Origin of the sequence: Pseudomonas fluorescens, assembly GCF_005938625.1 — a bacterium.
Taxonomy (GTDB): domain Bacteria; phylum Pseudomonadota; class Gammaproteobacteria; order Pseudomonadales; family Pseudomonadaceae; genus Aquipseudomonas; species Aquipseudomonas fluorescens_BD.
The window spans coordinates 1-27000 of record NZ_VCNJ01000017.1; the positions used below are offsets into that span (position 1 = coordinate 1).

26 protein-coding genes and 2 tRNA genes are annotated in these 27000 nt (G+C 57.4%); 9 read left to right on the plus strand and 19 right to left on the minus strand.

Annotated features, from left to right (window positions below; translation table 11 throughout):
• Both FGA82_RS11725 and FGA82_RS11730 read left to right on the plus strand, forming a co-directional pair.
• On the plus strand, nucleotides 1-2228 hold a 2228-nt coding region (locus tag FGA82_RS11725), incomplete at its 5' end, for a hypothetical protein (protein WP_212760536.1).
• A gap of 907 nt (nucleotides 2229-3135) precedes the next feature.
• Nucleotides 3136-3657 (plus strand): hypothetical protein, encoded by a 522-nt coding sequence (locus FGA82_RS11730; RefSeq protein ID WP_141127207.1) that lies wholly within the window; start codon nucleotides 3136-3138, stop codon nucleotides 3655-3657.
• 555 nt (nucleotides 3658-4212) lie between these two features.
• On the opposite strand, the gene FGA82_RS11735 is transcribed toward FGA82_RS11730, so the two are convergent.
• From FGA82_RS11735 to FGA82_RS11760, 6 genes are all read right to left on the minus strand, one after another.
• Nucleotides 4213-4288 (minus strand) — tRNA-Thr (locus tag FGA82_RS11735).
• Between the two features lie 409 nt (nucleotides 4289-4697).
• Nucleotides 4698-5954, minus strand: a complete 1257-nt coding sequence (locus FGA82_RS11740; protein WP_141127208.1) for a methyltransferase — start codon at nucleotides 5952-5954, stop codon at nucleotides 4698-4700.
• Complete coding sequence (locus tag FGA82_RS11745; protein WP_099757735.1) at nucleotides 5935-6624, minus strand: ABC transporter permease; 690 nt, start codon at nucleotides 6622-6624, stop codon at nucleotides 5935-5937. The genes FGA82_RS11740 and FGA82_RS11745 overlap by 20 nt, the downstream gene beginning before the upstream one ends.
• The gene (locus FGA82_RS11750; RefSeq protein ID WP_095047149.1) at nucleotides 6624-7316 is read right to left on the minus strand and encodes an ABC transporter permease; all 693 of its coding nucleotides are present in this window, start codon (nucleotides 7314-7316) and stop codon (nucleotides 6624-6626) included. Before FGA82_RS11750 ends, FGA82_RS11745 begins: the two co-directional genes overlap by 1 nt.
• Nucleotides 7317-7394: 78 nt before the next feature.
• Nucleotides 7395-8144 (minus strand): ABC transporter substrate-binding protein, encoded by a 750-nt coding sequence (locus FGA82_RS11755; RefSeq protein WP_122609212.1) that lies wholly within the window; start codon nucleotides 8142-8144, stop codon nucleotides 7395-7397.
• 13 nt (nucleotides 8145-8157) lie between these two features.
• Nucleotides 8158-8931: an ABC transporter ATP-binding protein gene (locus FGA82_RS11760; RefSeq protein ID WP_007909167.1), complete on the minus strand. Its 774-nt coding sequence runs from the start codon at nucleotides 8929-8931 to the stop codon at nucleotides 8158-8160.
• 554 nt (nucleotides 8932-9485) lie between these two features.
• On the opposite strand from FGA82_RS11760, the gene gabP reads away from it, so the two are divergent.
• Nucleotides 9486-10877, plus strand: a complete 1392-nt coding sequence (gene gabP, locus FGA82_RS11765) for a GABA permease (RefSeq protein WP_141127209.1) — start codon at nucleotides 9486-9488, stop codon at nucleotides 10875-10877.
• A gap of 70 nt (nucleotides 10878-10947) precedes the next feature.
• Here gabP and FGA82_RS11770 read toward each other — a convergent pair whose 3' ends face one another.
• The 4 genes from FGA82_RS11770 to FGA82_RS11785 form a co-directional block, all read right to left on the minus strand.
• Complete coding sequence (locus FGA82_RS11770) at nucleotides 10948-11400, minus strand: hypothetical protein (RefSeq protein ID WP_141127210.1); 453 nt, start codon at nucleotides 11398-11400, stop codon at nucleotides 10948-10950.
• A 6-nt stretch (nucleotides 11401-11406) separates the two neighbouring features.
• A complete protein-coding gene (locus FGA82_RS11775; protein ID WP_016986326.1) occupies nucleotides 11407-11820 on the minus strand; it encodes a hypothetical protein in 414 nt (137 codons plus the stop codon).
• Nucleotides 11821-11849: 29 nt separating this feature from the next.
• On the minus strand, nucleotides 11850-12824 hold the full coding sequence (locus tag FGA82_RS11780) for an alpha/beta hydrolase family protein (protein WP_141127211.1): 975 nt from the start codon (nucleotides 12822-12824) through the stop codon (nucleotides 11850-11852).
• A gap of 68 nt (nucleotides 12825-12892) precedes the next feature.
• Nucleotides 12893-13951 (minus strand): PDDEXK nuclease domain-containing protein, encoded by a 1059-nt coding sequence (locus FGA82_RS11785; RefSeq protein WP_141127212.1) that lies wholly within the window; start codon nucleotides 13949-13951, stop codon nucleotides 12893-12895.
• 248 nt (nucleotides 13952-14199) lie between these two features.
• Between FGA82_RS11785 and FGA82_RS11790 the strand changes: the two genes are divergently transcribed.
• The gene (locus FGA82_RS11790) at nucleotides 14200-14490 is read left to right on the plus strand and encodes a YceK/YidQ family lipoprotein (protein WP_141127213.1); all 291 of its coding nucleotides are present in this window, start codon (nucleotides 14200-14202) and stop codon (nucleotides 14488-14490) included.
• Here FGA82_RS11790 and FGA82_RS11795 read toward each other — a convergent pair.
• The 9 genes from FGA82_RS11795 to FGA82_RS11835 all read right to left on the minus strand — a co-directional run bounded on the left by FGA82_RS11795 (nucleotide 14487) and on the right by FGA82_RS11835 (nucleotide 22465).
• Nucleotides 14487-14840, minus strand: coding sequence for a hypothetical protein (locus FGA82_RS11795; protein ID WP_141127214.1), 354 nt, complete (start codon nucleotides 14838-14840; stop codon nucleotides 14487-14489). The two genes, FGA82_RS11790 and FGA82_RS11795, sit on opposite strands and share 4 nt — an antisense overlap.
• Nucleotides 14837-15718: an alpha/beta hydrolase gene (locus tag FGA82_RS11800; RefSeq protein WP_141127215.1), complete on the minus strand. Its 882-nt coding sequence runs from the start codon at nucleotides 15716-15718 to the stop codon at nucleotides 14837-14839. The genes FGA82_RS11795 and FGA82_RS11800 overlap by 4 nt, the downstream gene beginning before the upstream one ends.
• Complete coding sequence (locus tag FGA82_RS11805; protein WP_141127216.1) at nucleotides 15715-16506, minus strand: TSUP family transporter; 792 nt, start codon at nucleotides 16504-16506, stop codon at nucleotides 15715-15717. Before FGA82_RS11805 ends, FGA82_RS11800 begins: the two co-directional genes overlap by 4 nt.
• A 77-nt stretch (nucleotides 16507-16583) precedes the next feature.
• Nucleotides 16584-17663, minus strand: coding sequence for a hypothetical protein (locus tag FGA82_RS11810; protein ID WP_141127217.1), 1080 nt, complete (start codon nucleotides 17661-17663; stop codon nucleotides 16584-16586).
• A 580-nt stretch (nucleotides 17664-18243) separates the two neighbouring features.
• Nucleotides 18244-18319, minus strand: a tRNA-Phe gene (locus tag FGA82_RS11815).
• 104 nt (nucleotides 18320-18423) lie between these two features.
• Nucleotides 18424-18696, minus strand: a complete 273-nt coding sequence (locus FGA82_RS11820) for an oxidative damage protection protein (protein ID WP_141127218.1) — start codon at nucleotides 18694-18696, stop codon at nucleotides 18424-18426.
• A complete protein-coding gene (mutY, locus tag FGA82_RS11825; protein WP_095120771.1) occupies nucleotides 18693-19760 on the minus strand; it encodes an A/G-specific adenine glycosylase in 1068 nt (355 codons plus the stop codon). Before mutY ends, FGA82_RS11820 begins: the two co-directional genes overlap by 4 nt.
• Nucleotides 19757-21982, minus strand: coding sequence for an AsmA family protein (locus tag FGA82_RS11830; RefSeq protein ID WP_141127219.1), 2226 nt, complete (start codon nucleotides 21980-21982; stop codon nucleotides 19757-19759). The genes mutY and FGA82_RS11830 overlap by 4 nt, the downstream gene beginning before the upstream one ends.
• A 78-nt stretch (nucleotides 21983-22060) precedes the next feature.
• The gene (locus tag FGA82_RS11835; protein ID WP_141127220.1) at nucleotides 22061-22465 is read right to left on the minus strand and encodes an acetyl-CoA sensor PanZ family protein; all 405 of its coding nucleotides are present in this window, start codon (nucleotides 22463-22465) and stop codon (nucleotides 22061-22063) included.
• Nucleotides 22466-22688: 223 nt separating this feature from the next.
• Between FGA82_RS11835 and FGA82_RS11840 the strand changes: the two genes are divergently transcribed.
• From FGA82_RS11840 to hisA, 5 genes are all read left to right on the plus strand, one after another.
• Nucleotides 22689-24353 carry an OFA family MFS transporter gene (locus FGA82_RS11840; RefSeq protein ID WP_141127221.1) on the plus strand — a complete coding sequence of 555 codons (1665 nt, stop codon included), beginning with the start codon at nucleotides 22689-22691 and terminating at the stop codon, nucleotides 24351-24353.
• A gap of 273 nt (nucleotides 24354-24626) precedes the next feature.
• On the plus strand, nucleotides 24627-25220 hold the full coding sequence (gene hisB, locus FGA82_RS11850; protein WP_042557195.1) for an imidazoleglycerol-phosphate dehydratase HisB: 594 nt from the start codon (nucleotides 24627-24629) through the stop codon (nucleotides 25218-25220).
• Nucleotides 25220-25858 carry an imidazole glycerol phosphate synthase subunit HisH gene (hisH, locus tag FGA82_RS11855; RefSeq protein WP_007909206.1) on the plus strand — a complete coding sequence of 213 codons (639 nt, stop codon included), beginning with the start codon at nucleotides 25220-25222 and terminating at the stop codon, nucleotides 25856-25858. Before hisB ends, hisH begins: the two co-directional genes overlap by 1 nt.
• The gene (locus tag FGA82_RS11860; RefSeq protein ID WP_141127222.1) at nucleotides 25859-26119 is read left to right on the plus strand and encodes a DUF2164 domain-containing protein; all 261 of its coding nucleotides are present in this window, start codon (nucleotides 25859-25861) and stop codon (nucleotides 26117-26119) included.
• 101 nt (nucleotides 26120-26220) lie between these two features.
• Nucleotides 26221-26970, plus strand: a complete 750-nt coding sequence (gene hisA, locus FGA82_RS11865) for a 1-(5-phosphoribosyl)-5-[(5-phosphoribosylamino)methylideneamino]imidazole-4-carboxamide isomerase (protein ID WP_053116589.1) — start codon at nucleotides 26221-26223, stop codon at nucleotides 26968-26970.
• The last annotated feature ends 30 nt before the right edge of the window (nucleotides 26971-27000 follow it).

Genomic DNA, 27000 nt, shown 5'->3' on the forward strand with positions numbered 1-27000 from the left:
AGTACAAGCGGACTTTATTGATCAGAAGCACGTCGCGACCACCTTTGGAGACCGAAACAACCGAAGCGACGACCACACCTACAACGGATCAGCTCTCCGCGGAGCGCACCTTGCAGCTGCTCTCAACGCTAGACAGTCCTATTTTGAATCCCGCAGTGTTTATTGATGATTACATCAACACAGGTATTAGTCGCTACGAGGAACAAAGCGGCACGACTTCTTATTTGTCGCCGGACAGCTATGTCAGTGTGACCTACCATCCCGGCCCCTACGACCCTACCATGATCCCCCCTCATGCACGTGCACCGAGCAGCAGCACGGTACGCGTAGCACTCCGGGACGTCGTGACGGGGCACTATCTCTACGCTTTCAAGCAAGCGAGGGATTCGCTGGGCCGTCAGTACTCGTATCCCCGAACCACGTTTGAGCCGAGTGAGCTGATCAATTCTCTGACTCAGGAAAATCTGCAAACCGTGATGGAACGCGCGTTGTCGACGTATCGGGCGAATCCTGCCAACCGTACCGGACTGACAGCGCTCTATCAGAAAATGGTACGACTACGTTGCATAGCGTATTTGGATAGTCCAGACAAGAATGTGGGATATGTGCCCGCCGTGGAGAATTTTCTAAGTGGGAATATTCAGGCCCAAGAAGTGCTCTTCAAAGGAACCAAGCTGAACGGAATGTTTCTGATACCCTCCGGCCGCAAAGGCGGTGTGCTTTTTGACGTAGACACCCCCGATTTTTTTCACGTGATCAGCGGGAGGCGCACCTATTCGACGTTCACGGGTATGCAAACCGAGTTAGTTTCTGTGTTTCCCGATACGGTGGCCTTTAAAGAACGGCTTCTTGCAAAGCTACCCTGCGTTTCGGCGCAGCAGTATAAAGATAGTCCCGTTTCGATTTTTCAACCTACGGTGGTATCCGATCTCAATGCCACGCCACCCGGTGTGTGGCTGATACACCCCTTTTCTTTCGTCGCCAGCGCAAACCTAAGTGATTTGGCCGATAAGCTGTTCGAGGGTCTGATGAGTCGTCTCGATTCGGACATCGATTATCTGGTGTTCAGTTCCTGGGAGCAAATCACTGGACACTTGCTAGAGGTAGCCAAGAGCATTCTGACGATTGCCGCCATTGGTTTGAATACTGTTATTCCGGGGACAGGGGCTTTGTTGGGCCGTATCGCATTGTTTTTGAGCAATCTGGCGCTGGACGGTGCTTACGTCGCAGCCAGCTGGACACAGGCGCAGATGGCTGACCGGCCGGAAGATGCCGCGGCCTTTCGCAACGAGGCGATCCTGGCCGGGATACTGGGTGGCGTGGGAACGCTGGCGAGCGCAGCGCCTTTGACCCGACACGGCATTACCGAAGGCCTTGCCCTTTATCGTCGAACCAAGTCAGCCACGCGTGCGTTCATTCCACAGGCGTTGCGCAGTGTGACATGGTCCCGACTCGCCGATAACGGCAAGATCAATCTTTTGGTTGATCACATGAAAGGCAGCGAGCCCGCCCGGCGCTTGGCGCTCCTGACCACTGCTGAAGCGGTGGAGCTGTCGATCCGCCGGAATTTGGAATTGGACTCCCTCGGGACCGTAAGGACACGTTTCGCTTGGGGGGAATTGGCCTTTGAACAAGCTCAGGCGCAACGCCGCCTGCAGTCTGACCTGACGCGGTTGAGCGCGGCCAATAGTCACATTCATGGTTTTCTGGACGCACCAGCTTCGGTTCCTCGTCAATCCTTGTCTGGAGAGCCAGAGCTAGCCGCCGCCAACTGGATCACCGGCAGTAGCCGATCGGCCCCCGATCCGGCATCAGTAAACGCACTGCAGGGGCGCATCCGGAATGTGCTTTCACAGAACCACCAGACCGATCTGATGGATATACATGCCATAGATCGCCTGCACGCGGTGGTGTACCAGCCTGCAGTAGGGCAAGTCGAGCGGGTGTTCCGTTCCAGCAGCGATCCGCTGTTCATGGGCTCGGATGTGGGCCGTGCCGGTTTTGTGAAAGCATTGGACGCCATTAAAATCAAGGTCCAGGCGGGGCAAGTAGACGCGGGCGAAGCGCTGTTTGGCGCCATTGTCCGTTACCATCCCTATGGAGATGGTAACGGTCGAACCGCACGTACTATTTATGCCTTAGCGCAATTGAATAAACAGGAGTCATCGTTCAAGGCGCTGACCCCGCTGGCTGAAGACATGCTCAGTGGTATTGATTCACTGCAGTGACCGCAAGCTGAAGGCTCAACTTACCGATTTCTAAGTCACCAGCATTCGCCGCACAGTGCGTGATTCGTCACGCGCCGTGCGTTGTGGTATCGCTAGGAATGAGTCGATGCTCAATTGAATGATGTTGCGCCTTCAGTTCTCTCACACGACCGTCCATGCGGGTCCGTATAGAGAGGTTCAATTAATACACTCGCTGCACAAGGCTACGTAACGAGAACAGCCCCATCTGGCGGAATACAACATCGGAGCCGCCTGATAAATGTGAAGAGTTGTGAAGTTCCACCGCTGTCGAAGAACTGACAACGCAATTTTCAACGCAGCCGTCCCCCATCCGCCATCACAAGATCGACTACATCGATTCTTCAGATCTTCCCCACCTTGAGAAGCCAATACTTTACATGCCATGCGCTCAGCGAAACCTTGCTTGATACAAAAAAAACGTTGAGAAAGCACTTATCCCCCTCCCGCCAGCGGGGTATGCGTGCCTTTTTATTGCAAAGCTAGATGACATGCAAACCGTCCTACCGCCAGCGTTGGAGTAGGGCATGCATGGGCCTATACCTTTTGCACAAAATGCAAAGTTTTGAAAAGAAATGGCATTTCTTTGCATAGAGGTTGGTTTCGAAAACCTGCCGAGTGGTGATCTGAAAGTCCCGTATTCATTGGCGATGGAGCGAAAAAAGTACAGATGCTCTTATTTTTCGAAAAGTGATCGCTAAATAAATCAGTGCCTCCGGAGACCGCCAGCTGTGCGGGGCATCACCCTAGGAGACATGAATGGCGGGGCTTAAGGCTGAGAATCCCAACAATCTATCGTTTCATTCAGGCGTAAAGGTAGGTGTCGACTAAGCTCCAGTTGCTCCGAACGTCCGTGCTCCCCTTTATCTCGACACCACTGGAGGTTTCGATGGTCTGTCATTCCGCTGAGTTTGTTAGGGAAATCCTGCAAGAAAAGCCATACGTTCAAAGACTGTCTATTCACCTCACAGGCCAGATCCTGGAACTGGATTGCGACGACTTTTCCCGATTGTTACGAGCAATCGACGCCGTGGAGGCAGGCGAGCCATCTACGAAAACTCCAGGAGATTTCAAAGAAACAGGATTGCTAGCTGGGTATGGTCATTTCCACTATCGGGCAAGTGACTGGGCGTCTACTAACTTCGCTGCGGCTCAAGGCAGGCCAATCGGACAATCGTTGGATCAAACGATAGATGACTTAGCAGAGCGAATTATCAGAAGTGGTGTAGACCCGAGCCTCGGGATCGAAGACGTAATGAAAAAATTCACTGAACGCCTTCCTAAGTCAACCGGCGACTGGGTTCTCTACAGAGAGGGGGCAGCGGGACGCGAATATTTGGCGATCCATTCCCATACAGAGAGAGGGTCAGAGGAAGAAAAAGCATTGAAGGCGTTGCTGGACGGGATATGAAAGCGTCGTTTTCGGTATGCGCTTTATATGAGATCGATTCTCAGGCAGGGGTGGGTATTTCAAAAAGAGTGATATAGGTGATACGGGGCGAAGGTTGCTCTGGAAGCCCCGATTTTACTGGGGTTTCTATATCACATAGAGAAGTAATATGAAGTGATATGAAAAGTGATATTTCCGCCGAACCCCCGGTTTCATTGGGTTTCGTGGTTTTGAAATATCACCTTATAAAAGAGTAATACGATTACTTCTATATCACTCAAATATCACCTTTCCGAAAATCATTCAAAGCCTTATAGGACGTGGCTTGTAGCGATATTTAGGAAGGCATATCACCTTTATTACTCTTTTTCCGCGGGGTCACACATTTTAGGCGCAACCGTCAGAAATGGCCGGGCGCTGGACTCGCTCACTGTATGAGCCGATGGCCGTCTGCATGCCTAGCTGTGCGTGCTTGAGCAGACCCGCGTATGGGATCGATCAGCGCGCTTGTTACGTGGCTTGTTACGTGTAGCGCAAAAACAAAGGGCCTGCATCGCTGCAAGCCCTTGTTTTGTATGGTGCCGGCACCAGGAGTCGAACCCGGGACCTACTGATTACAAGTCAGTTGCTCTACCAACTGAGCTATACCGGCGTTGTGGGCGACGATTATAGCGATTGGGAAGATCCTGTAAACCCCTGAATTCAGACTATTTTTGCATCGCGGCAAATTAAGCACTGTGCAATGCGTAACGCAGCATTTGTGCCTTACGCACGATAGGGCTGTTTTGCAGGACAGGCAGTGGAGTTTCGGCTTTCGCGAGGGCGAAATTATTCGCTCGGCGAGCGCCATTATTCGGCGGTTATGTCGTTTTGATTGGCAGCTTATGCACAACTGAGAGGCACGAAGTCATACTCAGGCGAGGTTTTGTGAACCCATTCTCATTTTGTTCGCAAATCCCTGTTTTACAGGTTTTTTATTTATGTGAACAAAAAATGACCAGTGTTGTTAAGGCGACGAAACAGGCGCAGATATTGGATCCACGGCAAATCCATCAACAGAGTTATCCACAGGCTGTAACGTTTTGAGCGCGTTCGGCCATTAGCAGCAAATTACGCGGAGTCAGCAAGGTGTCGCAGAAGCTGCCGAGGCGGACGGTGTAGCCCTGTTCTGAGAGGAAAAGCGCCCGATCCAGATTCAGCCAAAGCTCCAGTGGCCGTCGGAACAGCCCGCGAAGCAATTCGAGGTTGCGAACTTCGGCCAACCGCTGCCAACCGGCTGCTTCGAGTGCGGGCCAATCTCGCTCACCGATTGTGGATAACTCTTTGAGCGCAGCCAGATCCCGACAGTAATCAGCGAACGGTTTTTCCAGCCAGGCGCTGGGCAGGGAGGGCGTTGGCAAATACTCGTCGACGCCGCGCACTTGCCGTTGCAGCAGATCGAAGGCCAAACGACGGGCCATCGAAGTGTCGCGCTGACGTCGGACGCGAGCACCGGCTGTGACGGTTTCGCTCGCCGGCAGCGCCAGATCTTCCAGCGAGAGCTGTAGGAGCGATGCCGATCCTGCGCAGGACAATGCCTGATATTCGCTACGACTGATGCGGTTGTAGCAGCAGGGCGCGATCGCCATTCGTTGGCAACCGGCAGCACTGGCCAGTTGCATCAAGCGCACATGCAGATCACCACACGCATGCAGGGCGACGGGCGTGTGAGTCGCGCTCAACACGGTAGAGGCGTTCGCCGCCAGTACGTCCTGTTCCACGTGCAAAGCGTGCAACTGATGACGCTGACTCAACGCCTGACCGCTGGCGACCAATAGCGGATCGTATTCAACGCAAGTCAGTTGCTGCCCCGCGCCCAACAACCGTCGCCCCAAATGCCCCTTGCCCGAACACCAGTCCAGCCAATGCATCGGCTGCGAGGTGAAAGACAAACGACTGGCGAACGCCTCAATCTGCTGCCACTTGCGTCCCGGCACATCGACATTCAGTCGATGGCCCGCAGCTTCCAGTGCATGCCCCGGCAACTCACCAACTGCACTCAACTCAGCCGACAGCGCCGCCAATGAAGCGAACGGCTCCGGCGCATCGACAAGTTCGGCAGGTTGATTGTGAGCGTTTTCCGCGTCTTCCAGCGACCGTCCGCGCAGCCACAAGGCCAGCTCCGGGTAGGACGCTTCCCAAACAAGCGAAAGATGAGTGAACGGTCGAGGTTTCCACAGCGCCTGATGCTCAACCAAAAAAGCATCCAACGCGGTGAAGCGGGCGAGTAAGTTCTCGCCCGTCAGCACGTAGGAAGAATCAACGCCCTTGGCAGGCATCGACGCGCAACCATCGCTCCAGCTGTTTGAATGCCTGAACGAGAACAAACGACATCAGCAGGTAAATGACGCCTGCGGTGAAGAACATATCCACGGTGAGGTAGTTGCGGGCAATGATCGTGCGGGTAATGCCGGTGAGTTCGAGCAAGGTCACCGTGCTCGCCAGAGAACTGGCCTTCAACATCAGGATGACTTCGTTGCTGTAGGCCGGCAGGCCGATGCGCGCGGCGCGCGGCAGGACGATATAGAACAATGCCTTGGCCTTGGACATGCCCAGTGCACGCGCGGCTTCGATCTCGCCCGGCGGGATCGCTTGAATGGCGCCACGCAGGATTTCGGCGATATAGGCGGCAGTATGCAGGGTCATCGTGGCGACAGCGCACCAGAAGGGTTCTCGCAAATACGGCCACATGAAACTGTCGCGTACGGCGTCGAACTGAGCGAGGCCGTAGTAGACCAGAAACAGTTGTACGAGCAGCGGAGTGCCACGAAAGAAAAAGATGTAAGCGTAAGGAAATGCGCGAACAAACCAGAGCTTGGAGGAGCGCGCGATGCCCAGAGGGATCGCCAGCAACAACCCGAGAATAACGGCGATGCCCACCAGTTCGAGTGTCAGGACGGCGCCCTGAAAGAACTTCGGCAGCCACTTATAGATGACTTCCCATTCCATTACGTCGTCCTCACGAAGCCACGGGCGGCGCGTTTTTCCATGAAGTGCATGGTGGCCATCGCCAGTATGGTCAGGCCCAGATACATGACGGCTGCGACCAGATAGAAGGTGAATGGATGCTTGGCGAAGGTCACGGCGTTCTGCGCATTGCGCATGATTTCTTCCAGGCCGATGACCGACACCAGAGCAGTGTCTTTCATCAGGATCATGAACAGATTGCCCAGACCGGGCAGGGCGATGCGCCACATCTGCGGCATTATCAACCGGGTGAAGATCCGCCATTTCGACAGGCCCAGGGCCTGACCGGCCTCACGGTGTCCTTTCGGAATGGCCAGGATGGCGCCACGAAATACCTCCGTGGCATAGGCGCCGAAGCACAGTCCGAGTGCGGTTACGCCCGCCACAAAGGGGCTTAGCGCCAGGTCTGGATTGCCAAAGTATTCGCCAATGGCATTCATCGTCTTGACGGTGCCGAGGTAGATCAGCAGAACCCAAAGCAGTTCCGGCACACCACGTACGATGGTCGAGTAGGTTTCGCCAAGCCATTGCAGCGGCTTGTACGGGGAAGTCTTGGCCAAGGCGCCGAGCAGGCCGAGCACCAGTCCCAGGCACAGGGCGGTGAGAGCCAGTTGGACGGTCATCAGCGCGCCGGCAGCGAGGGCCGGGCCGAATCCGTAGAGGTCGATAATCATGGAGTTCTGTTCAAATTGCGGCAGGCAAAGTCGGAAGCCGGCGCCGTTGAGTCACGGCGCCAGTCCCACAGGTCAGGATCAGTAGATGCTGAACGGGAAGTACTTGTCGTTGATCTTCTTGTAGGTACCGTCGGCGACGATTTCCTTCAGGGCAGCGTTCAACTTCTCACGCAGTGGGTCGCCTTTACGCACAGCGATGCCGATCTTGTCGCTTTCTACAACCGGGTCGCCCTTGAACTCGTAGTTCTTGCCCGCGTCGCTTTTCAGCCAGTCGTAGTTGGCGTACTTGTCGGCGAGGATCGCGTCGACACGACCGGACGTCAGGTCGAGGTAGGCGTTTTCCTGGGTGTCATAGAGTTTGACGTTGAGATCGCTGCCGTAGTTGTCTTCCAGCCAGGTGCCGGCCAGCGTGGCACGCTGGGTACCGATGGACTTGCCCTTCAGCGAGTCCTTGTCGGTTTTGAAGTCGACGTTTTTCGGTGCAATGAACTGCAGCTTGTTCGAGTAGTACGGGTCGGTGAAATCGACCGCGCCTTTGCGCTCGTCGGTGATCGACAGCGAGGAGATCAGGAAGTCGAACTTCTTCGCGTTCAGGGCCGGAATGATGCCGTCCCAGTCGGAAGTGACCACGGTGCACTCGACCTTCATCTTCGCGCAGAGGGCGTCGCCGATGTCTTTGTCGAAGCCGACCACGTTGCCGCTGGCGTCTTTGTTGTTGAACGGCGGGTAGGCCGCTTCGATGCCCATCTTCAGGGTTTCAGCCATGGCACCGGCGCTGAACGCGAGGGTGACGGCGGCGGCCAGGAAGACCTTCTTGAAATTCTGCATGCATGTTGCTCCGTTAGCGGTTGCTGGACATGAATTGTTTGCAGCGCGCCGAAAGCGGGTTTTCGAACACCTGCTGAGGCGATCCTTGCTCTTCTATAAGGCCTTGGTGAAGGAACACCACTTCGCTGGAGACCTGACGGGCAAAACCCATTTCGTGGGTCACGAGCAGCATGGTGCGGCCTTCTTCGGCCAGTGCGCGGATGACACTAAGTACTTCCTGAACCATTTCCGGGTCAAGCGCCGAGGTGGGCTCGTCGAACAGGATCACCTTCGGCTGCATCGCCAGCGTGCGGGCAATCGCCGCGCGCTGTTGCTGACCGCCGGACAATTGCGCCGGGTAGGCGTGGCGCTTGTCGGCGATGCCGACCTTGGCCAGCAGTGCTTCGGCGACTTCGATGGCTTCGGCTTTGCTCTGGCCGAGCACGCGACGCGGTGCCTCGATGATGTTGTCGAGGATGCTCATGTGCGGCCACAGATTAAAGTTTTGAAACACAAACCCAATCTCGGAGCGCAGACGGTTGATCTGTTTGCCATCGGCGGCAACCAGTTCGCCATTTTTGGCGGCCTTGAGCTTGAGTTCTTCACCGGCCACCAGAATCTGGCCCTGGTGCGGGTTTTCCAGCAGGTTGATGCAACGCAGGAACGTGGACTTGCCGGAACCGGAGGAACCGAGGATCGAGATCACATCGCCGTCGCGGGCGGTCAGCGAGATGCCTTTGAGCACCTCAAGCTGTCCGTAGCGTTTGTGCAAGTTGCGGATTTCAAGCGCGGGCGTGGCCTCAGCCATGTGCGTTCCTCATATATGTTGCGCTCCAGCTGTTGGATGGCCGTCCTGGCGAGGCGGCCAAGCTAGCATAGCGTTTCAATGGCAGCCAACAGCGCTACGAGCGGTTAACGGGTGGCATGTGGCAGGTTGTCGCATCGGCACAGCAGACTGTCGCCCCATCAACAACCGAACGGATGTTTGATCGTGCAAACCCGTGGGTGTCGCGTAAAAAAAGGCGCGATGTTGCCAGCTTTGGCGGGGTGTTGGAAGCGCTATCCGGCCGAACGTTCCTGATTCGCCCTTTTATTGTGCATCCCACACTTTTTCAGTGTGTTTCTGGTGCGCTGATTCGTCTTGAAAGTGAGTCGCAGGGTAACGCTCTGGCGAATAGCCATTAATCTCAAGGACTTGCGATGACTGTTCGGTCGTGCGCAAAGCCGCAGCCCAGAAGACTTTGAAACATTTTGGCGCATTTATTGCGTGCAGAATCCGGAACGCCCCGTTGGTTTCTTTTTACGAGAAAGAAAATGCCAGACGGGCCGGACGCAATCGCTTTCCTTGCAAAGGTAGTTTCGATGAGCAGTACCCCAAGCTCCAATGGCCTCGAACAGGGGCTCAAACCGCGTCATGTGACCATGTTGTCGATCGCCGGTGTTATCGGCGCCGGTCTGTTCGTTGGCTCCGGCCACGCCATCGCTGCTGCCGGCCCTGCCGTGCTGCTGGCTTATGCTGCTGCCGGTACCCTGGTGGTGTTGGTGATGCGCATGCTCGGCGAAATGGCTGTCGCCTCGCCGGACACCGGTTCGTTCTCGACTTACGCCGACCGTGCCATCGGGCACTGGGCCGGTTTCACCATCGGCTGGTTGTACTGGTGGTTCTGGGTATTGGTGATTCCACTGGAGGCCAACGCCGCCGCGACCATCCTCCACGCTTGGTTCCCGGGCGTCGGCATTTGGGCTTTCGCGCTGATCATCACCATGCTGCTGACCGTCACCAACCTGTTCAGCGTGAAGAACTACGGTGAATTCGAATTCTGGTTTGCCCTGATCAAAGTGCTGGCGATCATCGGTTTCATCGCCCTCGGTCTTGCAGCGATCTTCGGCTACCTGCCGAACAGCCAGGTCAGCGGTGTGTCGCATCTGTTCGACAGCGGCGGCTTCCTGCCAAACGGCATGGGTGCGGTACTGGGCGCGATCCTGACCACCATGTTCTCCTTCATGGGTACCGAAATCGTGACCATCGCGGCCGCGGAATCGAAGAACCCGGGCAAGCAGATCTCCAAGGCTACCAACTCGGTGATCTGGCGGATCGGCTTGTTCTATCTCGTATCGATCTTCATCGTTGTAGCCTTGGTGCCTTGGAACGATCCTACGCTGGCCAACCTCGGTTCCTACCAGACCGTGCTTGAGCGCATGGGCATTCCTAACGCGAAAATGATCGTCGACATCGTGGTGCTGGTCGCGGTAACCAGCTGCCTGAACTCGGCGCTTTACACCTCATCGCGCATGCTCTTCTCCCTCGGCAGGCGTGGCGATGCCCCGGCCATGTCGACCCGCACCAACAAAAGCGGCACGCCTTACTGGGCGGTGATGCTGTCCACCGGCGCAGCGTTCCTGTGCACATTCGCGAACTACGTGGCCCCGGCCGCAGTGTTCGAATTCCTGCTGGCCAGCTCCGGTGCTATCGCGCTGCTGGTGTACCTGGTAATCGCCTTCTCGCAATTGCGCATGCGCAAACAACGCGTGGCGCGCGGCGAGAAAATCGACTTCAGCATGTGGTTGTTCCCGGGCCTGACCTACGCGGTGATCATCTTCATCGTCGCGGCCCTGACCATCATGCTGTTCCAGGAAGCGCATCGCGTGGAGATCCTCGCGACTGGCCTGCTGAGCCTGATGGTGGTGGCCGCCGGTCTGCTGGTGGCACGCCGTCGCAAGCTGGAAAAACGTGGCGCGGTGGTGTTGAACTGATCCGTAACACGTAATGCAAAACGGCCGCTGTCAGTGATGACTAGCGGCCGTTTTTGTTTGTGAGAGGGGTTTATTCGCTCTTTTCTTCCTGGGTGTCCACTGACTTGCCATAAGCATCCAGCGCAACCCCGAAATCGGTGATGAACTGTGGCTCGCTCAGCCAGGCCTGGGCCTCTTCGATCGTTACGCCTTCGGCCCACATGCGATAGTCGATCAGCATGTCGGCGGCCAGGTGGGTGGCGGCCATGCCTTCGTTGTCTGCGTTTTCCATGTCCAGCAGCTCTGGATGGTCAACGATGACGAACGCCAGTTCGCGCAGTAGCGTCAGCAGCATTTCATTGCGGCTGACGGCTTCGGCGTCGCGCATTTTGCTGAACATCGCCAGGACGTATTCCGGCACCGGCTCGGCGAGGTGGTCGAGGTCTTCGTCCTGTTCCAGCGGCTTGCGGCCGACCATACGGATTTGCTTGGCTTTGGCCTTGGCGCGTTTGGCGCGTTTCTGTTGCTTGTTCAGGGATGCCATGGGAACTCAGTTCTTCTGTTGGGTTTGTGCGGCGATCGCGTCGGACGCCGCTACATAGTCGGCCTGAAAGGCCGGGGATTCGATCCACGCCAGCGCGCCGGCTTCGTCGGTTTCCTGCGACCACTGGCGATACTCGATCAGTGCGGCGAGGATGAAATCCATCGCACCTTCTTCGCCTTCCTGCTCATAGACCAGCTCCAGCAGCGGGTCTTCGAGGAACGCGCTGCACAGCGCTTGCTGGCTGATCTTCTCGGCGTCGATCATTTTCTTGAACAGCTCGGTCAGGTCCACCGATTCGAAGTCGATGCGGTCATCGTTCGGGTCCAGCTCGACCGGCGCTTCAGCGCGTTTGGTGCGGTTCTGCTTGGCCTTGGCTTTGGCCCGGGTGGCGCGTTTTTGCTGCTTGTTGGCGGAGGCCATGATGTGTTCCGTCGTGCGTTGAGAGGGGCTCAGCTGCGCGGGACTTGCCGCCCCGGTGTGTCGGGGGCCAGTGCGCCGGTTTGCAGCCAGGTCAGAGCGATGGGCCATAGTGTGGCTTGGTATGCGCTGCGAAAAAAGGCGAAATGTCCGACTTGTTGTTCGCCGATGTCCTGCGGCTCGATGCGCAGGTGGGTTTTTGCAGCGTTACTGAAGTAGTCGAGCAGGCGTTCGATGGCTGCAATTGTGCCGTAGGGATCGTCGCTGATGCTGATCGCCAGGGTCTGTGCGCGGACGTTGGCGAAGGGCAGGGCGCCGCTCTTGTTGATCAATGCGCGACCACTGGGGCGCCGTTCGTAACGCGCAGCAGGCGTGCTCCAGTCGCGCACAACGCCTTTCGGCGTATCTTCCAGCCAGCCGAGTCGCTTGCCGGGGAAAAAGCCGCAGAACAGCGTCAACAACGGCATCAGCACATGCCATTTGCCGAACATGCGCCAGCGATGTTCCGGCGCATAGTCGCGCCAATAAGCGAACTGCGCGCCGACCGTTACCAGCCGTCGGATAACCCGCCCGGACTCGCCCAGACCCGCCGCGCAACCGCCAAAACTGTGGCCGACCACGTCGATCGGCTGACCGGGAAACTCCCGTTGCGCGCGTTTGAGCATCGCTTCGAAATCCAGTGCGCCCCAATCTGTCCACGAGGCGTTCAAGCCTTTGATTGACGCGGATCGTGATTCGCCGATGCCGCGGTAGTCGTAGGTCATCACGTCGAAGCCGTTTGCGCACAGATAAGCCGCGAAACGCGAGTAGTGGCGGCAACGTACCGACGTGGCGGCGCTGATGATCACTACAGGGCGTTGGCTATCAGGCAAGAACTGACGCCAGGTGAAACCGCCAAGTGCAAAGCCGTCGGCGGCGGCTTCTTTGAAAGGCTCACCTTGCTCAGCAGTCAAGGTTGGCGACCCTGACTGCATGTCTTGCCTTGCGGGCGTGTCCTGACAGCTCATGACGCTCGACCTAGAAGAATAAGCTGACAACGATAGTCTCCCCGCCGCCCAGCAACAATCCGCAAGTTTTACTCGGTGGATTGAGTGAGCCGGCGCTCTTCGATCAACGCCTGCTCGCGATTGAGTTCCGCGCGTAACTCGTCTTCACTCGGCAGTATCGTTTTGTAACTGCTGGCGAACAGTTGCTCATTACCCTTGAGCATTGAGTAGCGCGCCACCGAGTCGTTGCTCTCGGCAGACAGAATAATCCCGACTGTCGGCTTGTCGTCCTCGCTGCGCATGAGTTCATCGTACATGCGCACATACATGTCCATCTGTCCGACATCGCGGGCGCTGAGCTTGCCGCGTTTGAGATCAATGATCACAAAGCATTTGAGCAGGTAGTTGTAGAACACCAGATCAATGTACAGATCGACGCCGTCGGTACTGATGCGTTGTTGGCGGGCGACAAAGGAAAAGCCTTTGCCCAGCTCTAGCAGAAAGCCCTGCAGATGGTCGATCAGAGCTTGTTCGAGACCGCTTTCCCTGACCTTGCCTGCCGAGGGCAGACCCAGAAATTCGAGCATGACGGGGTCGCGAATGAATTCACGCGGGTTGCATTTCAGCGCTTCGATATTGGTGGTGGCTTCTTCGATCACATCGGCTTTGTCTCGACTCATGAGAAGCCGCTCGTAGTAGAGCGTAAGTATCTGGCGGTCGAGGGCGCGGCTCGACCAGCTCAGGTTGGCGCATTCGTCCATGTACCAGTGGCGGGCTTTCTCGCTTTCAACCCGCAGTAGACGGCGGTAGTGGGTCCAGCTCAATTCGGGACGCAGTGCGTCTCGAATTGGAAATTTTTGATAAAACAGGCGCATCTTCCACAAATTGGTTTCATCAAAGCCTTTTCCGAACTGCCCAGTCAGATCCTTCGCCAGTAGACCAATCAGCTGTTTTCCATAGCCCGCACGCTGCGCACCCTGTTGTTCAAACTCGACAATATGCCTGCCGATCTGCCAGCAGGTCTGCACTTGAATCGTGTCCACCGCTCGCAGCACTTTTTGCCGCGCCTGGCGAATCAGTTCGCCCAACTCCCCTAGCAACGAATCGATTTTCGGGTCTTGCGTGTCAGCAGGTTTTAACGGGCTCATCGGCTCTTCCACATCGTTGGAAACAGGCCTTAAAGCATGCCAAGAGTCGCCGTACGGGTATGTCGGGCGAGACGGTGATATGGGACGGAAGAAGGGATTGATGTTGCAGGACGTTGCCGCTGAAAGAGGCGTCAGAGAGTAATGGTCTGTAGTCCATTTCGTACATGCTCGTGAGTCGTGGTGATTGCAAAGCCTGGGCGCGGGTACAATCTCGCGCCTCATCTTTTGTGACGTAGGGAAGTGCTGGTTTGAAAGGGATTTTGCGTGCTGTTTGTGTCATCGGCCTGGTATTGCAGTTGGCCGGCTGCGGAACTTTTATCGGGCGATTGAATGACGGTTTGTCCGATGCTCAGTATTACCGTGGGGTGGATGGCAACCTGCACCTGTTGGGTGTGCGTGGTGGGGGCAGCGATGGCATGCCGGCGGCGATCGTCTGTTACATGATGATTGTCTGCCCGGTCATCACCGTCGTATCTCTGCCAGTGGATGCCGCGCTGGATACGGTTCTGCTGCCGATTGATTACATCAATACGCTTTAGGTTTTCTTTGCGCGGCGCTTGCTCTTCGGCGTGTGCACGGGCTCCTGCACTTTGCGGTAGATCCACAGTCCGAACACGCCCACTGCCAGCAGAAACACTGTGCCAACGCTCTGCCAGAAAAACTCGAACCAGAACTGCCGCGGTTGCAGCGCCAGGGTGTAGGTGCTTCGCGGGCCGCGGTTATTGGTGGTGATGGACCCCGTGATCCAGCTGTCGACCAGCATCCAGATCGACAACCCGATGGCTAAAGTAATCAGCAGAGCAACGAGAACAGTCAGCCAGGAAGTCACGCGACTTGGGCGATAGGGCGGCGGGTGGGGCAGGGGGACGCGGGTTTTCCTTTGGTTCATGACACTTGGGACCTGTTTCCGGGATTGATGAACCGCGCTATCTCGCTTGCCAACTCCACTGCGCGCGGCGGGTTTTCCCTGAGCCATGTCGATACAGCATGGTCGCAGCCTGGCAGGACGATTTTTCTCAACTGATGAGGGGCCAGGTTCTTTTCAATGGCCTCGATGACCTCATAGGGAATGGCGCTATTGATCACGCGCTCGCTCATTTGCTGCGTTCCGACAGACGTACCAGCGATCCCGCCAAAAGTGGTTGCCTGGAGACCATCGTATTCGCCAATCACCAGCAAAACCTCGCCGTCGAACGTGCGCAGGAACTCCAGCGATGGCGAGTCGAGAAAACCGTAAGGCACGGAAATGGCGCTTTTGAAGGTTGGTCCAAACGGTTGCTGCCAAGCCGCCTCCGCGTACAGGGCGGGACAGAACAGCACGATGCGCCTGACTGAAGCGCGATGCGCTTGCGCTACCTTGAGCGCGAGTGCGCCCCCCAGACTATGGCCGATCACCGTGCTGAGTTCGCCGCCAAGATGACCGGCAAACTGTAAAGCCTCCTGAAGGTTGTGCCTCAGTGAAGTCTCCTTCAGGGCGACGTCAGCGCTGGGACCGTGGCCGGAAAGATTGAAGCTCAGGCTGGCAATGCCCAGCGCCTGCAAGGGATACAGGATGGCGTTGAGTCGCGAATAGTCAGAGCGAGCGCCGTGAATGGCCAGCACCTTCGGCGTTGACGTTTCTGCGGCGGAACCGGCCAATACGCGACCTTCCAGTTGGTAGCCGGCGAAGGTTTGCGCAAAGAAAAACTCAGGGCCGGTTGGCGCCTCGTCGAACTGCAATCGAGAGCGAAGTCGAGATGCGCCGGTCAGCGCCAACCGATTGATCATAGCGCTGCCAGGGAGTGCAGGACGGCAACACGCAATGGGTTGGTCTCGACGCTCAGAAGTTTGATCGCCAGGGCGCAGCAGACCACGATCAGCATGGGTTTGATCAAGCGCGGGCCGACCCGGACAGCCGCTCTTGCGCCCAGTTGTGCGCCGAGAAAAGCCGCCAGCGCCATGGCTATCGCGATTGGCCAGATGATTACGCCTTTGGTGATGAAGACTGACAGCGAACCCAGGTTGCACGACGCGTTGGCCAGTTTGGTGAAACTCATCGCCCGCATCATGCCAAGCCCGCAAAGCAGCACGAAACCGACGATAAAGAACGAACCTACACCAGGACCGAAGATGCCGTCGTAGAAGCCCAGGATCGGCGCCACCGTGAACGAGAACAGCAGAATGCCGATTCGCTTGCGTCGATCCTCATTGGCCAGTTTCGGCGAGAGTGCAAAGTAGATCGCCACCAGAATAAGCATCACTGGCACGCACACCTCCAGATAGCGCTTATCAATAGAGCTGACCAAGAGAGCCCCGCTGGCGCCCCCCAGGAACGCGCAGATAACCAGGAAGCGCCCCTCGCGCCACTCAATCATGCCTTTGCGAGCGAACGTGACCGTAGCTGAAATAGTGGCCGACGCGGCCTGAAACTTGTTTGTGGCAATCGCACTGATCGGGTCGACACCGGCCAGAAACAAGGCAGGCAAAGTAATCAATCCCCCACCCCCGGCAATCGCATCAAAAAAACCGGCGCAAAAAGCCACAAGCGCCAACATGCCAATTACATCCCAAGCCATTACATTTTCCCTTTTTATAGTTATAGACCAGCCATCCACATGACTGGCCATTCAACAGCCTTGCCGTGCAGTGAATATCAGCCCTGTATCAGCAGCGGATCGTCTGAAATGACGATCGGGGACGAGAACTTCGACAGGCCGAAGATGCGCACCAGTACACGTCGATTGTCTTTGATGACATCACGACAGTGCAGGGCCCGGACGTTATTGATCACCATGGCCGATTCTTGCGTCAGTGTGTATTGAACCGGTGTTGCTTTACCCACGCTTTGGCAAAGTGCGGAATAAGCCTCTTTTACAAAGTCCGAGGCGTTTTCGTTGACCGAAAAACGATACGAGTTGAATCGCGCGGCGAATCCGACGTTGTCATCGAACTCCAGAATCGAAACATTGCGGCCGTCTTCGCCTTTGCCGTTGACGAAAGAGTCGCTGCGGGTGAACTGGAAGCTGCCCGTTGTGAGTGCGAGGCATCCAGTAACGCCGATTTCGTCCAGCAGAGGTGGCAACGGAATCACCGAGGTCGGTTCCAGGCCTGGATTCCACAGCGCCGATAGAATCAACGACGAAGGCGAGGGCGAGTGCCCGTCTTTCGCGTTGACGGCGCACCAGTACGGCGCTTCGGTGTGCGGACCGAGCGCGAGACCGGAGTGGGAACTCAGCTCTTTGATTTCCGGTTCATCATTGATTTTGGTCAGTCCGCCGCCCTTGAAGTTAGCGACGAGCCGGACCAGTTTGCCTTCGTTGTCCATGTCGTAGGCAAAGGAGCTGTTATCCACCAGTTTCAACAGAATCTGATTGCGTGACGCCAGACACAGTACGTCGTGACGATTCTCCAGAGCGGCCAGCTCGGGAAGTTCTTCCGGTGGGCTGGATTCGGTGAATGTTTGCATGCCCTCAAAAATCAGCAGGGAAACGAGGCCGTCGGAGTACGCGCCAAGCAGTTCGCATTGATCCTTGGAAAACGAAAACTTCAACTCGGTCGCTGCCAGCGAGGCCTTGGACTTGGCACCGGCGACTTGTGGCCCGCCCATGGCTGCCAGTTCCTCAGAGAAGGTGTGCAGCAGCTTGGCTTGTTGCGTGTCAAAACTGAAAGTTCTGACTTCCTGTTCAACTAAAGACTCAACGGTTTTATTGGTTTGTTGTAGGACTTCGGTCATTGGTTACATCCCTGTCGTATCCGCTCCCCTTATATTTTTTGTGGGAGCTGTTGGCTGTTTCGATGATGCAATGCGTGCCAGAGCGCACGCACAGATCCGGACGTGGGCGAGTTGATACAGGTCTGGTTTTTTCGGGAGGGCACAGGGCGCTGTGACGGGACAGTTCAAACAAGTGTTGAATGCCTCGTCGGTGTTTGCTGTCGCTTGCCTGACAGTTGAAACAACAGCAGATGACCTGCGCTGAGGTCTTGTCCTCCATGACAACTTTTTGATGGGTGTTAGTTATGCGAGCGTTCCTGCTCGCAGACGCAACTATCCGGGTACCTGCAATAACCTCGGTAGATTCCGATGTTGGAGGGCGCTGGGTGCGTAATTGGGTGATGCGTTAAATGCTGATCGTCAGGGCTGAAGTGCCCGGCGATTATTTCGGGCAGTCAATAATGACCTGCCGGAAAAAGCTGACGGAGCCTAACATCAAAATAATGGCCAGCAAAAGCACTGGAAGAGGAGGTGAGGTGTGGCTTATCAAATCGCAGGCATAAAAAAACCCTGAATCTTGCGATTCAGGGTTTTCGGTATTTGGTGCCCAGAGACGGAATCGAACCGCCGACACGGGGATTTTCAATCCCCTGCTCTACCGACTGAGCTATCTGGGCAACGGGGCGCATTAAAAGGGTTTTTCGGATTTACGTCAACGACTTTTTTAAAATTTCTTAAATTAATTCCGTCGCTTACGATCCGACCCCCGATTTTGCGGGGTTTACTCTGCAGGCGGAACGTAGCCTTCGGCTTGAGCGTATTCCTCGCCGGAGAAGTACTTGTCCATTTCGCCCTGAAGAAATTTGCGATCTTCGGCATTCATCATGTTCAGACGCTTTTCGTTGATCAGCAGGGTCTGGTGTTTCTGCCAGTCGGCCCAGGCCTTGGCGGAGACGTGGTCGAAAATGTCCTGACCTTTGGCGCCCGGGTAAGGAGGGCGTTCCAGGCCAGGCAGTTCTTCTTTGTACTTACGGCACATTACGGTGCGGGTCATGGCGACTCTCCTGCGTTCAAGACGGCGGCCGCGCGTTCGAGCAAGGTTTTGACCGGGGCGGCGAGGCCCAGGCGCGGCGGGGTGGCGAGGTTATACCAGAGCCAGTCGGCCTCGGCCACGTGATGGGCGGCCTCCTGCACCTGAACCAGCCAGGGTTCGATGGACAGCTGGAAATGGCTGAACGTGTGGACGAGGCTCGGCAGCGCCTGCTGCTCGCCCATGGTCAGCGAATGCTGAGCGGCGAGATGTTGCAGGTCGTCGAGGTCATCGAGTTCCGGCAGGCTCCACAGACCGCCCCACAAACCGCTGGAAGGGCGACGGTAAAGCAGAATTGCGCCGTCGCCGTTGGCGAGCATCGGCATCAGCGTGCGCTTCTGCGGGATAGCTTTGCGCGGCTTTGGGATCGGGTAGCGGGTTTCGAGGCCGAGCATGTGCGCTTCACAACCACGCTCCAGCGGACACAGCAGGCAACTCGGCTTGCTGCGCGTACACAGCGTGGCGCCGAGATCCATCATCGCCTGGGTGTAGGCGTTTACCCTGTCGTGTGGCGTAAAGCGCTCAGCGTTGGCCCACAGCTGTTTGGCGACCTTCGGCTCGCCGGGGTAGCCCTCTTGCGCGGTAAAGCGCGCGAGCACGCGTTTGACGTTGCCGTCGAGAATCGGCGCGCGCAGGCCCATGCTGATGCTCGCGATGGCGCCGGCAGTGGACAGACCAATGCCCGGCAGATCCGTAAGCTTCTCAACGTCACGCGGAAACTCGCCACCGTACTGGCTGACGACGATCTTCGCAGTCTTCTGCAAATTGCGCGCGCGGGTGTAGTAACCCAGCCCCGTCCACAGGTGCAGAACTTCGTCTTCTGGCGCCGCGGCCAGCGCTTCGACCGTCGGCAACGCGGCCATGAAACGGTCGAAATAGTTGAGCACGGTGCTGACCTGGGTCTGCTGCAACATGATCTCCGACACCCACACCCGATACGGGTTGATGTCCTGCTGCCAAGGCAGATCGTGGCGGCCGTGGCGGTCGAACCAATCCAGCACCGCCGTGGAAAATTGCTCCGCTCTCATCGCTTGAACAGCCCCTTCAATGCGTTTTTCAATTCCGGGCTGACCTTGTCACCGAGTTTCTCGTCGATCTTCTCACTGAGCTTGTCGCCAGCCAGTTTGGTCGCGACCTGACCGAGGCGATCGTTGTCGACGCGGCAGGCCTTGGCGCCCAGCTCCAGCGGGCCACGGCAGCGCAGCGGCCACTCGATGCCGACGAATTTTTCGCCGACCTGACAGGCAGGATCCGGCATGGCGCTGGTGTCGCCTTCGACGATGATGCCAACGCGATAGTCCATGCCGAGCACGCGCAGGTCGATATCGCCGTCACCGTTGACGGTCATGCCGGGGATGCGCACTTTCAGGTCCGGATTGCTGGCAATGCCGTTGCGGAAAGTCAGGTTGCCCTTGAGTTCCTGGAATGGCGTGTCTTTGCCGCGTGGTTCGCCGCTGAGGGTTTTGCGGTTGAGCGTGGCGATACCTTTGCACAGTTGCTGCTCAAGGTTGGCGTTGAGCAGCACGCCATTGTTGATCACAAAACTGGCGTTGCCGTTAAGCGTATCGATCAGTGCCTGTTGGCTGTTGCCGCTGCCAGTGACATTGCTGGTGAGGGTCACCAGACCTTTGACGGGCGGGTTCTTGCCTTGGCTTTCGAGGATTTTTTCTACAGGCACGCGATTTAGCTTGGTCTGCAGGTTCAGCACAGGCGCGCTCGGGCGTACATCGAGAGTCCCGTTGGCGGCGAAACCGCCGTTGTACAACTCACCGCTCAGGTTGGTCAGGGTCAGCAAGCCGCCCTGGCCGGTGGCTTTCAGTGCGGCGTTCTGGATCGGCAGTTTGTCGAGGGTTAGTTGGCCGAAGGTCAGATCGGCATCGACGTCGAGTTTGGCCAGGCGTTCAACCGGCAACAGGCGCTCGGTACTCCAGGCGGTTTTGCTCGGTTTGTCCGGCAGAGGCGTTGAGCCCGCGCCGGCCATGGCATCGGCTTCAGTGCTGGCAACTTCGGCCTGGCGCGTTTGTGTGGCGTTGGCGGCTTTTTCCGATTTTGGTGGCAGATAACGGTCAGCGTTGAACGTATCGGCCTTGAGGGTCGCCCGCAACGATTGCTTGGCGAAGTCTTCGACGGCGATACGGCCGCTGAAGCTGCTGTCGTCGAGTTTCAGGTTGATGTTGTCGAAGGCGACGCTGGTTGGCGTGGCTGCCACGCGGCTGACCAGTTCGACCTTGCTCAGACTGCCTTCGGCCATGGCCGGCAGTTTCTGACCGATGCTGTCGACGAATTTCGCCAGGTCGAATTGGGCAATGGAGAGGCCGCCAGTGATCTGCGGGGTCTTGTCGAGGTCATTGGCTTTCAGCTCACCCAAGGCGCGCAACTGGTTTGCAGAGATCTTGATACCGGTCCATTCGGCGACGTTCGCGGCTTTGTCCAGCGATAACTGGCCCTGAGCCGCGAATGTCATGGTTTTGCCTTGCAACGGATCGCCGGCCAGCTCGCCGGAAAGCTTCAGGTCTTCAAACTTGTAGCGTTGCAGGGCGCGTTCGATACGCAGCTCGCCAGTAAGCTCGGTACGCACGCGCAGAACCGGCTGATTGGTGCCGAGGAATGCCGTGGCTTTCACCGGGATATTGGTCGAATCGTGTACCGGCCCCGTGCTCAACTGAATGCTCTCGGCACTGAATTGCTTGCCGGTCTTCTCGTCGTTGTATTCAACGCGGGCGTTGTTGACGGTCAGGCTGTCGATGTCGAGGCGAATCGGCTGCGGCGGTTTTTTCACCGCTACAGGGGCTTCGCTGGCCGGTTGGCCTGCAGTACCGGCTGGCGGCGTTGCTCCGGCGGGGACGGGCACCTTGCCGATGTCTTCCCAGTTGCCGTGGCCGTCCTTGTCGCGGTTCAGGCGCAGATTCAGACCTTCGACGCGCACGTCGCTCATTTGCACTTCACGGCGCAGCAGCGGCAGCACGCGCACGGACAGGCCGAGCATCTGCAGATCGGCAAACGGTTCGGCAGGTTTGACCAGGGTGGCGACGCTGGCCTCGTGCAATTCAAGGCCAAGCCACGGGAACAGGCTCCAGCCGATATCGCCATTGAGCGTCAGCTCGATGTGGGCCTTGTCGCGGGCTATCTGGCGGATCTCGTCTTTGTAGTCGTTGGGATCGAAGAGGTGGGTCAGGGCAAAGCCTGCCGCCACAATGATCAGCAACAGCCCGAGAAGTACCAGACCCAGGATTTTGCCGAACGCTTTCATGGGCGAGTCCTTGTAGTTAGTCGAATTCGTAATTTAGCCGGGGAGTATAGCGCTGCAACCGTCCGATTCGCTGAGGCGTCATGTTGCCAGGACGTCTAGCGGTACCTGCAACCTGGCGGCGAGTGTCTCAAATTCAATATGCCCGACAGGAGCCAGCAGGCGCAGTTCCGCCCCCGCTTGCGACGCCATTTTCTGCGCTTGGTTCACCAGCCGCTCGGCAACCCCACGGCGTCGGGTAACTTTTCGTACGCATAAATGGGACAAATACCAAACGTCCTGGTGCCTTTGCAGGCGACCAGCACCGAGCAAGCGGTCGTTGAAGCGCCCGGCGATGAAAGTCCCGTCCGCGAGGGCGCTGTCGATCAGGCTGGTCTCCCCGGAAAACGGCGCGAACAGCCATTCCGGTGCATCGCGATAAATCTTCTGCAAATCCTGCTGATCCTGAAAACTGACGTCTTTCAGGGCTTGGACAATGATCGGCATGGCGCTTTCCTGAGTGATACGAGAACAGATGACATAAAAAAGGTGATATCAGTTTGGTTTTTCTGTCACGTGCAAATGGTAACCTTCGCCGGTTCGTCCGTCCTTCTGCGACTTAACGTCGCGCCTTCAAGGAGCTTCACCCAAAAAACGGTCATGCCTGCGTGCATAAAGGCCGGGGGTGAACAGTGGCTGGCGAACCATACTAATAATTGGGGGATACACAATGAGCACGAGCATCACGGCGGACGGCCTCAAAGCCGATCAGCCCGCGTTCCTGTCCAAGGAACGCATCATCGCCAAGCCCGGTTTCAACCGTTGGCTGGTTCCACCGGCCGCTCTGGCCATCCACCTGTGCATCGGCATGGCCTATGGCTTCTCGGTGTTCTGGTTGCCGCTGTCCAAGGCGCTGGGTGTTACTGCTCCGGTGGCTTGCGCACCGGACATGAGCTTCATCGCACAAGTGTTCTCGTCGCAATGCGACTGGCCGATCTCGATGCTCGGCTGGATCTACACGCTGTTCTTCATCTTCCTCGGCTGCTCGGCAGCGATCTGGGGTGGCTGGCTGGAGCACGCAGGTCCGCGCAAGGCTGGCGTGGTATCGGCATTGTGCTGGTGCGGCGGTCTGCTGATCTCGGCGCTGGGTATTTATACCCACCAGATCTGGCTGATGTGGATCGGCTCCGGCGTGATCGGTGGTATTGGTCTCGGCTTGGGCTATATCTCGCCGGTCTCGACCCTGATCAAGTGGTTCCCGGACAAGCGCGGCATGGCGACCGGCATGGCAATCATGGGCTTCGGTGGTGGCGCGATGGTCGGTGCACCGCTGGCAACCGCACTGATGAGCCACTTCGGCTCGGCTGAAGGTGTCGGCGTCTGGCAGAGTTTCGTGGCCATGGCTGCTATCTACTTTGTATTCATGATCGGCGGCGCTCTGGCTTACCGCGTGCCGCCAACCGGCTGGAAACCTGAAGGCTGGACCGCGCCGGCGAAGAAAGCCGCAAACGCGATGATCACCAATCGCCACGTGCACGTGAATGTGGCGTGGAAAACCCCGCAATTCCGTCTGGTCTGGCTGGTGCTGTGCCTGAACGTATCCGCCGGTATCGGCATCCTCGGCATGGCTTCGCCACTGCTGCAGGAAGTGTTCGGCGGCAAATTGCTGGGTGTTGATGTGCCGTTCGGTCAACTGGACGCCGGGCAACTGGCTTCGATCGCTGCGATCGCAGCAGGCTTCACCGGTCTGCTGAGCCTGTTCAACATCGGTGGTCGCTTCTTCTGGGCCTCGTTCTCGGACTACCTGGGCCGCAAAAACACCTACTTCGTGTTCTTCGCCCTGGGTTTTGCCCTGTACGCGCTGATTCCGAACATGGGTCACCTCGGCAACGTTGCGCTGTTCGTGGCGGCGTTCTGCATCATTCTGTCGATGTACGGCGGCGGTTTCGCCACTGTTCCGGCTTATCTGGCTGACCTGTTCGGTACGCAAATGGTCGGCGCGATCCACGGTCGTCTGTTGACCGCTTGGGCTGCCGCTGGCGTGCTCGGCCCGGTGCTGGTGAACTACTTGCGTGAATATCAGTTGAGCATCGGTGTCGAACGCGCTGCCGCTTACGACATCACCTTGTACATCCTCGCCGGTCTGCTGGTGTTGGGCTTCCTGTGCAACCTGATGGTGCGTCCGGTGGCTGACAAGTACTTCATGTCCGACGCTGAACTGGCTGCCGAACAGGCACTGGGTCACGACAAAGGTGCTGACGCCAGCACCGTTCTGGAGTGGAAAGCCGCGCCGGGCAGCAAGCCGCTGGCAATCGCCGCCTGGTTGGCGGTGGGTATTCCGTTGGCGTGGGGTGTGTGGGTGACCCTGCAGAAGACGGCGGTACTGTTTCACTAAGGTGTTAGCTGGATAAACACCGAACCTGTGGGAGCGAGCTTGCTCGCGAAGGCGCAGTGTCAGTCGACATCAGTGTTGGCTGAACTACCGCATTCGCGAGCAAGCTCGCTCCCATATTTGTTTTTGGCGTGCCTGTAATGGCTTGTATGGACATGTCTACCCGCGACAGCCGGGGGGTCTATCCGTCAGCCATCTCACCTCTCGTGTTTCTGTTTCGGCCCCGCGTGCCTATAATGGCTGCCTTTTTCGCCCAATGATTTTGCGGAGCTGGTGATGGCCGAACGTAAGGCTTCTGTCGAGCGCGACACTCTGGAAACCCAGATCAAAGCCTCGATCAACCTTGATGGCACCGGAAAGGCCCGATTCGATATCGGTGTTCCTTTTCTTGAGCACATGCTGGATCAGATTGCCCGTCACGGGTTGATCGACCTGGATATCGAATGCAAGGGCGATCTGCATATCGACGACCACCATACGGTGGAAGACGTCGGTATCACTCTCGGCCAGGCATTTGCCAAAGCCATCGGCGATAAAAAAGGCATCCGTCGCTACGGTCACGCCTACGTGCCGCTCGATGAAGCGCTGTCGCGTGTGGTGATCGATTTCTCCGGTCGTCCAGGCCTGCAGATGCACGTGCCTTACACCCGCGCCACCGTCGGCGGTTTCGACGTTGACCTGTTCCAGGAATTTTTCCAGGGCTTCGTCAACCATGCGCTGGTCAGCATGCACATCGACAACCTGCGTGGCACCAACACTCACCACCAGATCGAAACCGTGTTCAAGGCTTTCGGCCGCGCGCTGCGCATGGCCGTCGAGCTGGATGAGCGCATGGCCGGGCAAATGCCATCGACCAAAGGCGTTCTGTAATGCAGACGGTTGCAGTTATCGATTACGGCATGGGTAACCTGCACTCGGTGGCCAAGGCTCTGGAGCACGTCGGCGCCGGTAAAGTGCTGATCACCAGCGATGCTGCGGTGATTCGCGAAGCTGACCGCGTGGTGTTCCCCGGTGTTGGCGCGATCCGCGACTGCATGGCGGAGATCCGTCGCCTCGGTTTCGATTCGCTGGTGCGTGAAGTCAGCCAGGATCGTCCGTTCCTCGGTATCTGTGTCGGCATGCAAGCGTTGCTCGACACCAGCGAAGAGAATGACGGCGTCGACTGCATCGGCCTGTTCCCGGGTGCGGTGAAGTTCTTCGGTAAAGACCTGCATGAAGACGGCGAACACCTGAAAGTCCCTCACATGGGCTGGAACGAGGTTAAGCAGAAGGTCAGCCACCCGCTGTGGCATGACATTCCGGACATGGCGCGTTTCTACTTCGTGCACAGCTACTACATCGCTGCCGCTAACGCGCGGCAAGTGGTCGGTGGCGGTCATTACGGCGTCGATTTCGCTGCAGCGCTGGCCGATGGCTCGCGTTTCGCCGTGCAGTTCCACCCGGAGAAGAGCCATACCCATGGCCTGCAATTGCTGCAGAACTTCGCCGCGTGGGACGGTCGCTGGTAAATGGCTGCCAAGAAGTCCAAGCCGCCGATCTTGACCCTCACTCCCGAACAGGAGAACGAGGCCAATCGCAAGATTCAGCGGTTCATGGAAGACCGTTTCGAGCTCGATCTGGGATCGTTCGAAGCGGGGGAAATTCTTGAGCTGTTTACCCGCGAAATTGCTCCGCACTATTACAACAGGGCGATTTTCGATGTGCAGACCCACCTGAAAGAGCGGTTTGAAAGCATCGAAAGCGACCTGTGGGCGCTCGAAAAAAATTAGGAGCAGCTGCAAGCCGCAAGCTTCAAGCTGCAAGAACTGGTACACCGCATGCTCGCAGCTAGTCGCTTGCAGCTTGCCGCTCTTTTGACGAAGGAAAAAGCATGCTGATTATTCCCGCTATCGATCTTAAAGACGGTGCCTGCGTACGTCTGCGCCAGGGCCGCATGGAAGATTCCACGGTGTTCTCCGATGACCCGGTGAGCATGGCTGCCAAGTGGGTGGAGGGCGGTTGCCGCCGTCTGCATCTGGTCGATCTGAACGGCGCTTTCGAAGGCCAGCCAGTCAACGGCGAAGTGGTCACCGCAATCGCCAAACGCTACCCGACCCTGCCGATCCAGATCGGCGGCGGCATCCGTTCGCTGGAAACTATCGAACACTACGTCAAGGCTGGCGTGAGCTACGTGATCATCGGCACCAAAGCCGTTAAAGATCCTGCATTCGTCGCTGAAGCCTGCCGCGCGTTTCCGGGCAAGATCATCGTCGGTCTGGATGCCAAAGACGGTTTTGTTGCGACCGATGGCTGGGCTGAAATCAGCACCGTGCAAGTCATTGATCTGGCCAAGCAGTTTGAAGCCGACGGCGTCTCCTCGATCGTTTATACCGACATCGCCAAAGACGGCATGATGCAGGGCTGCAACGTGCCGTTCACCGCTGCCCTGGCCGCGGCCACCAAGATCCCGGTAATCGCCTCCGGCGGCATCCACAATCTCGGTGACATCAAGTCGCTGCTCGACGCCAAGGCGCCGGGCATCATCGGCGCCATCACGGGCCGCGCGATTTATGAGGGCACACTGGATGTGGCAGAAGCTCAGGCTTTCTGCGATAGCTACGCGACCAGCTCCAAGCTGTAAGCTGCGAGCTGCAAGTTAGAAGCGCGACCG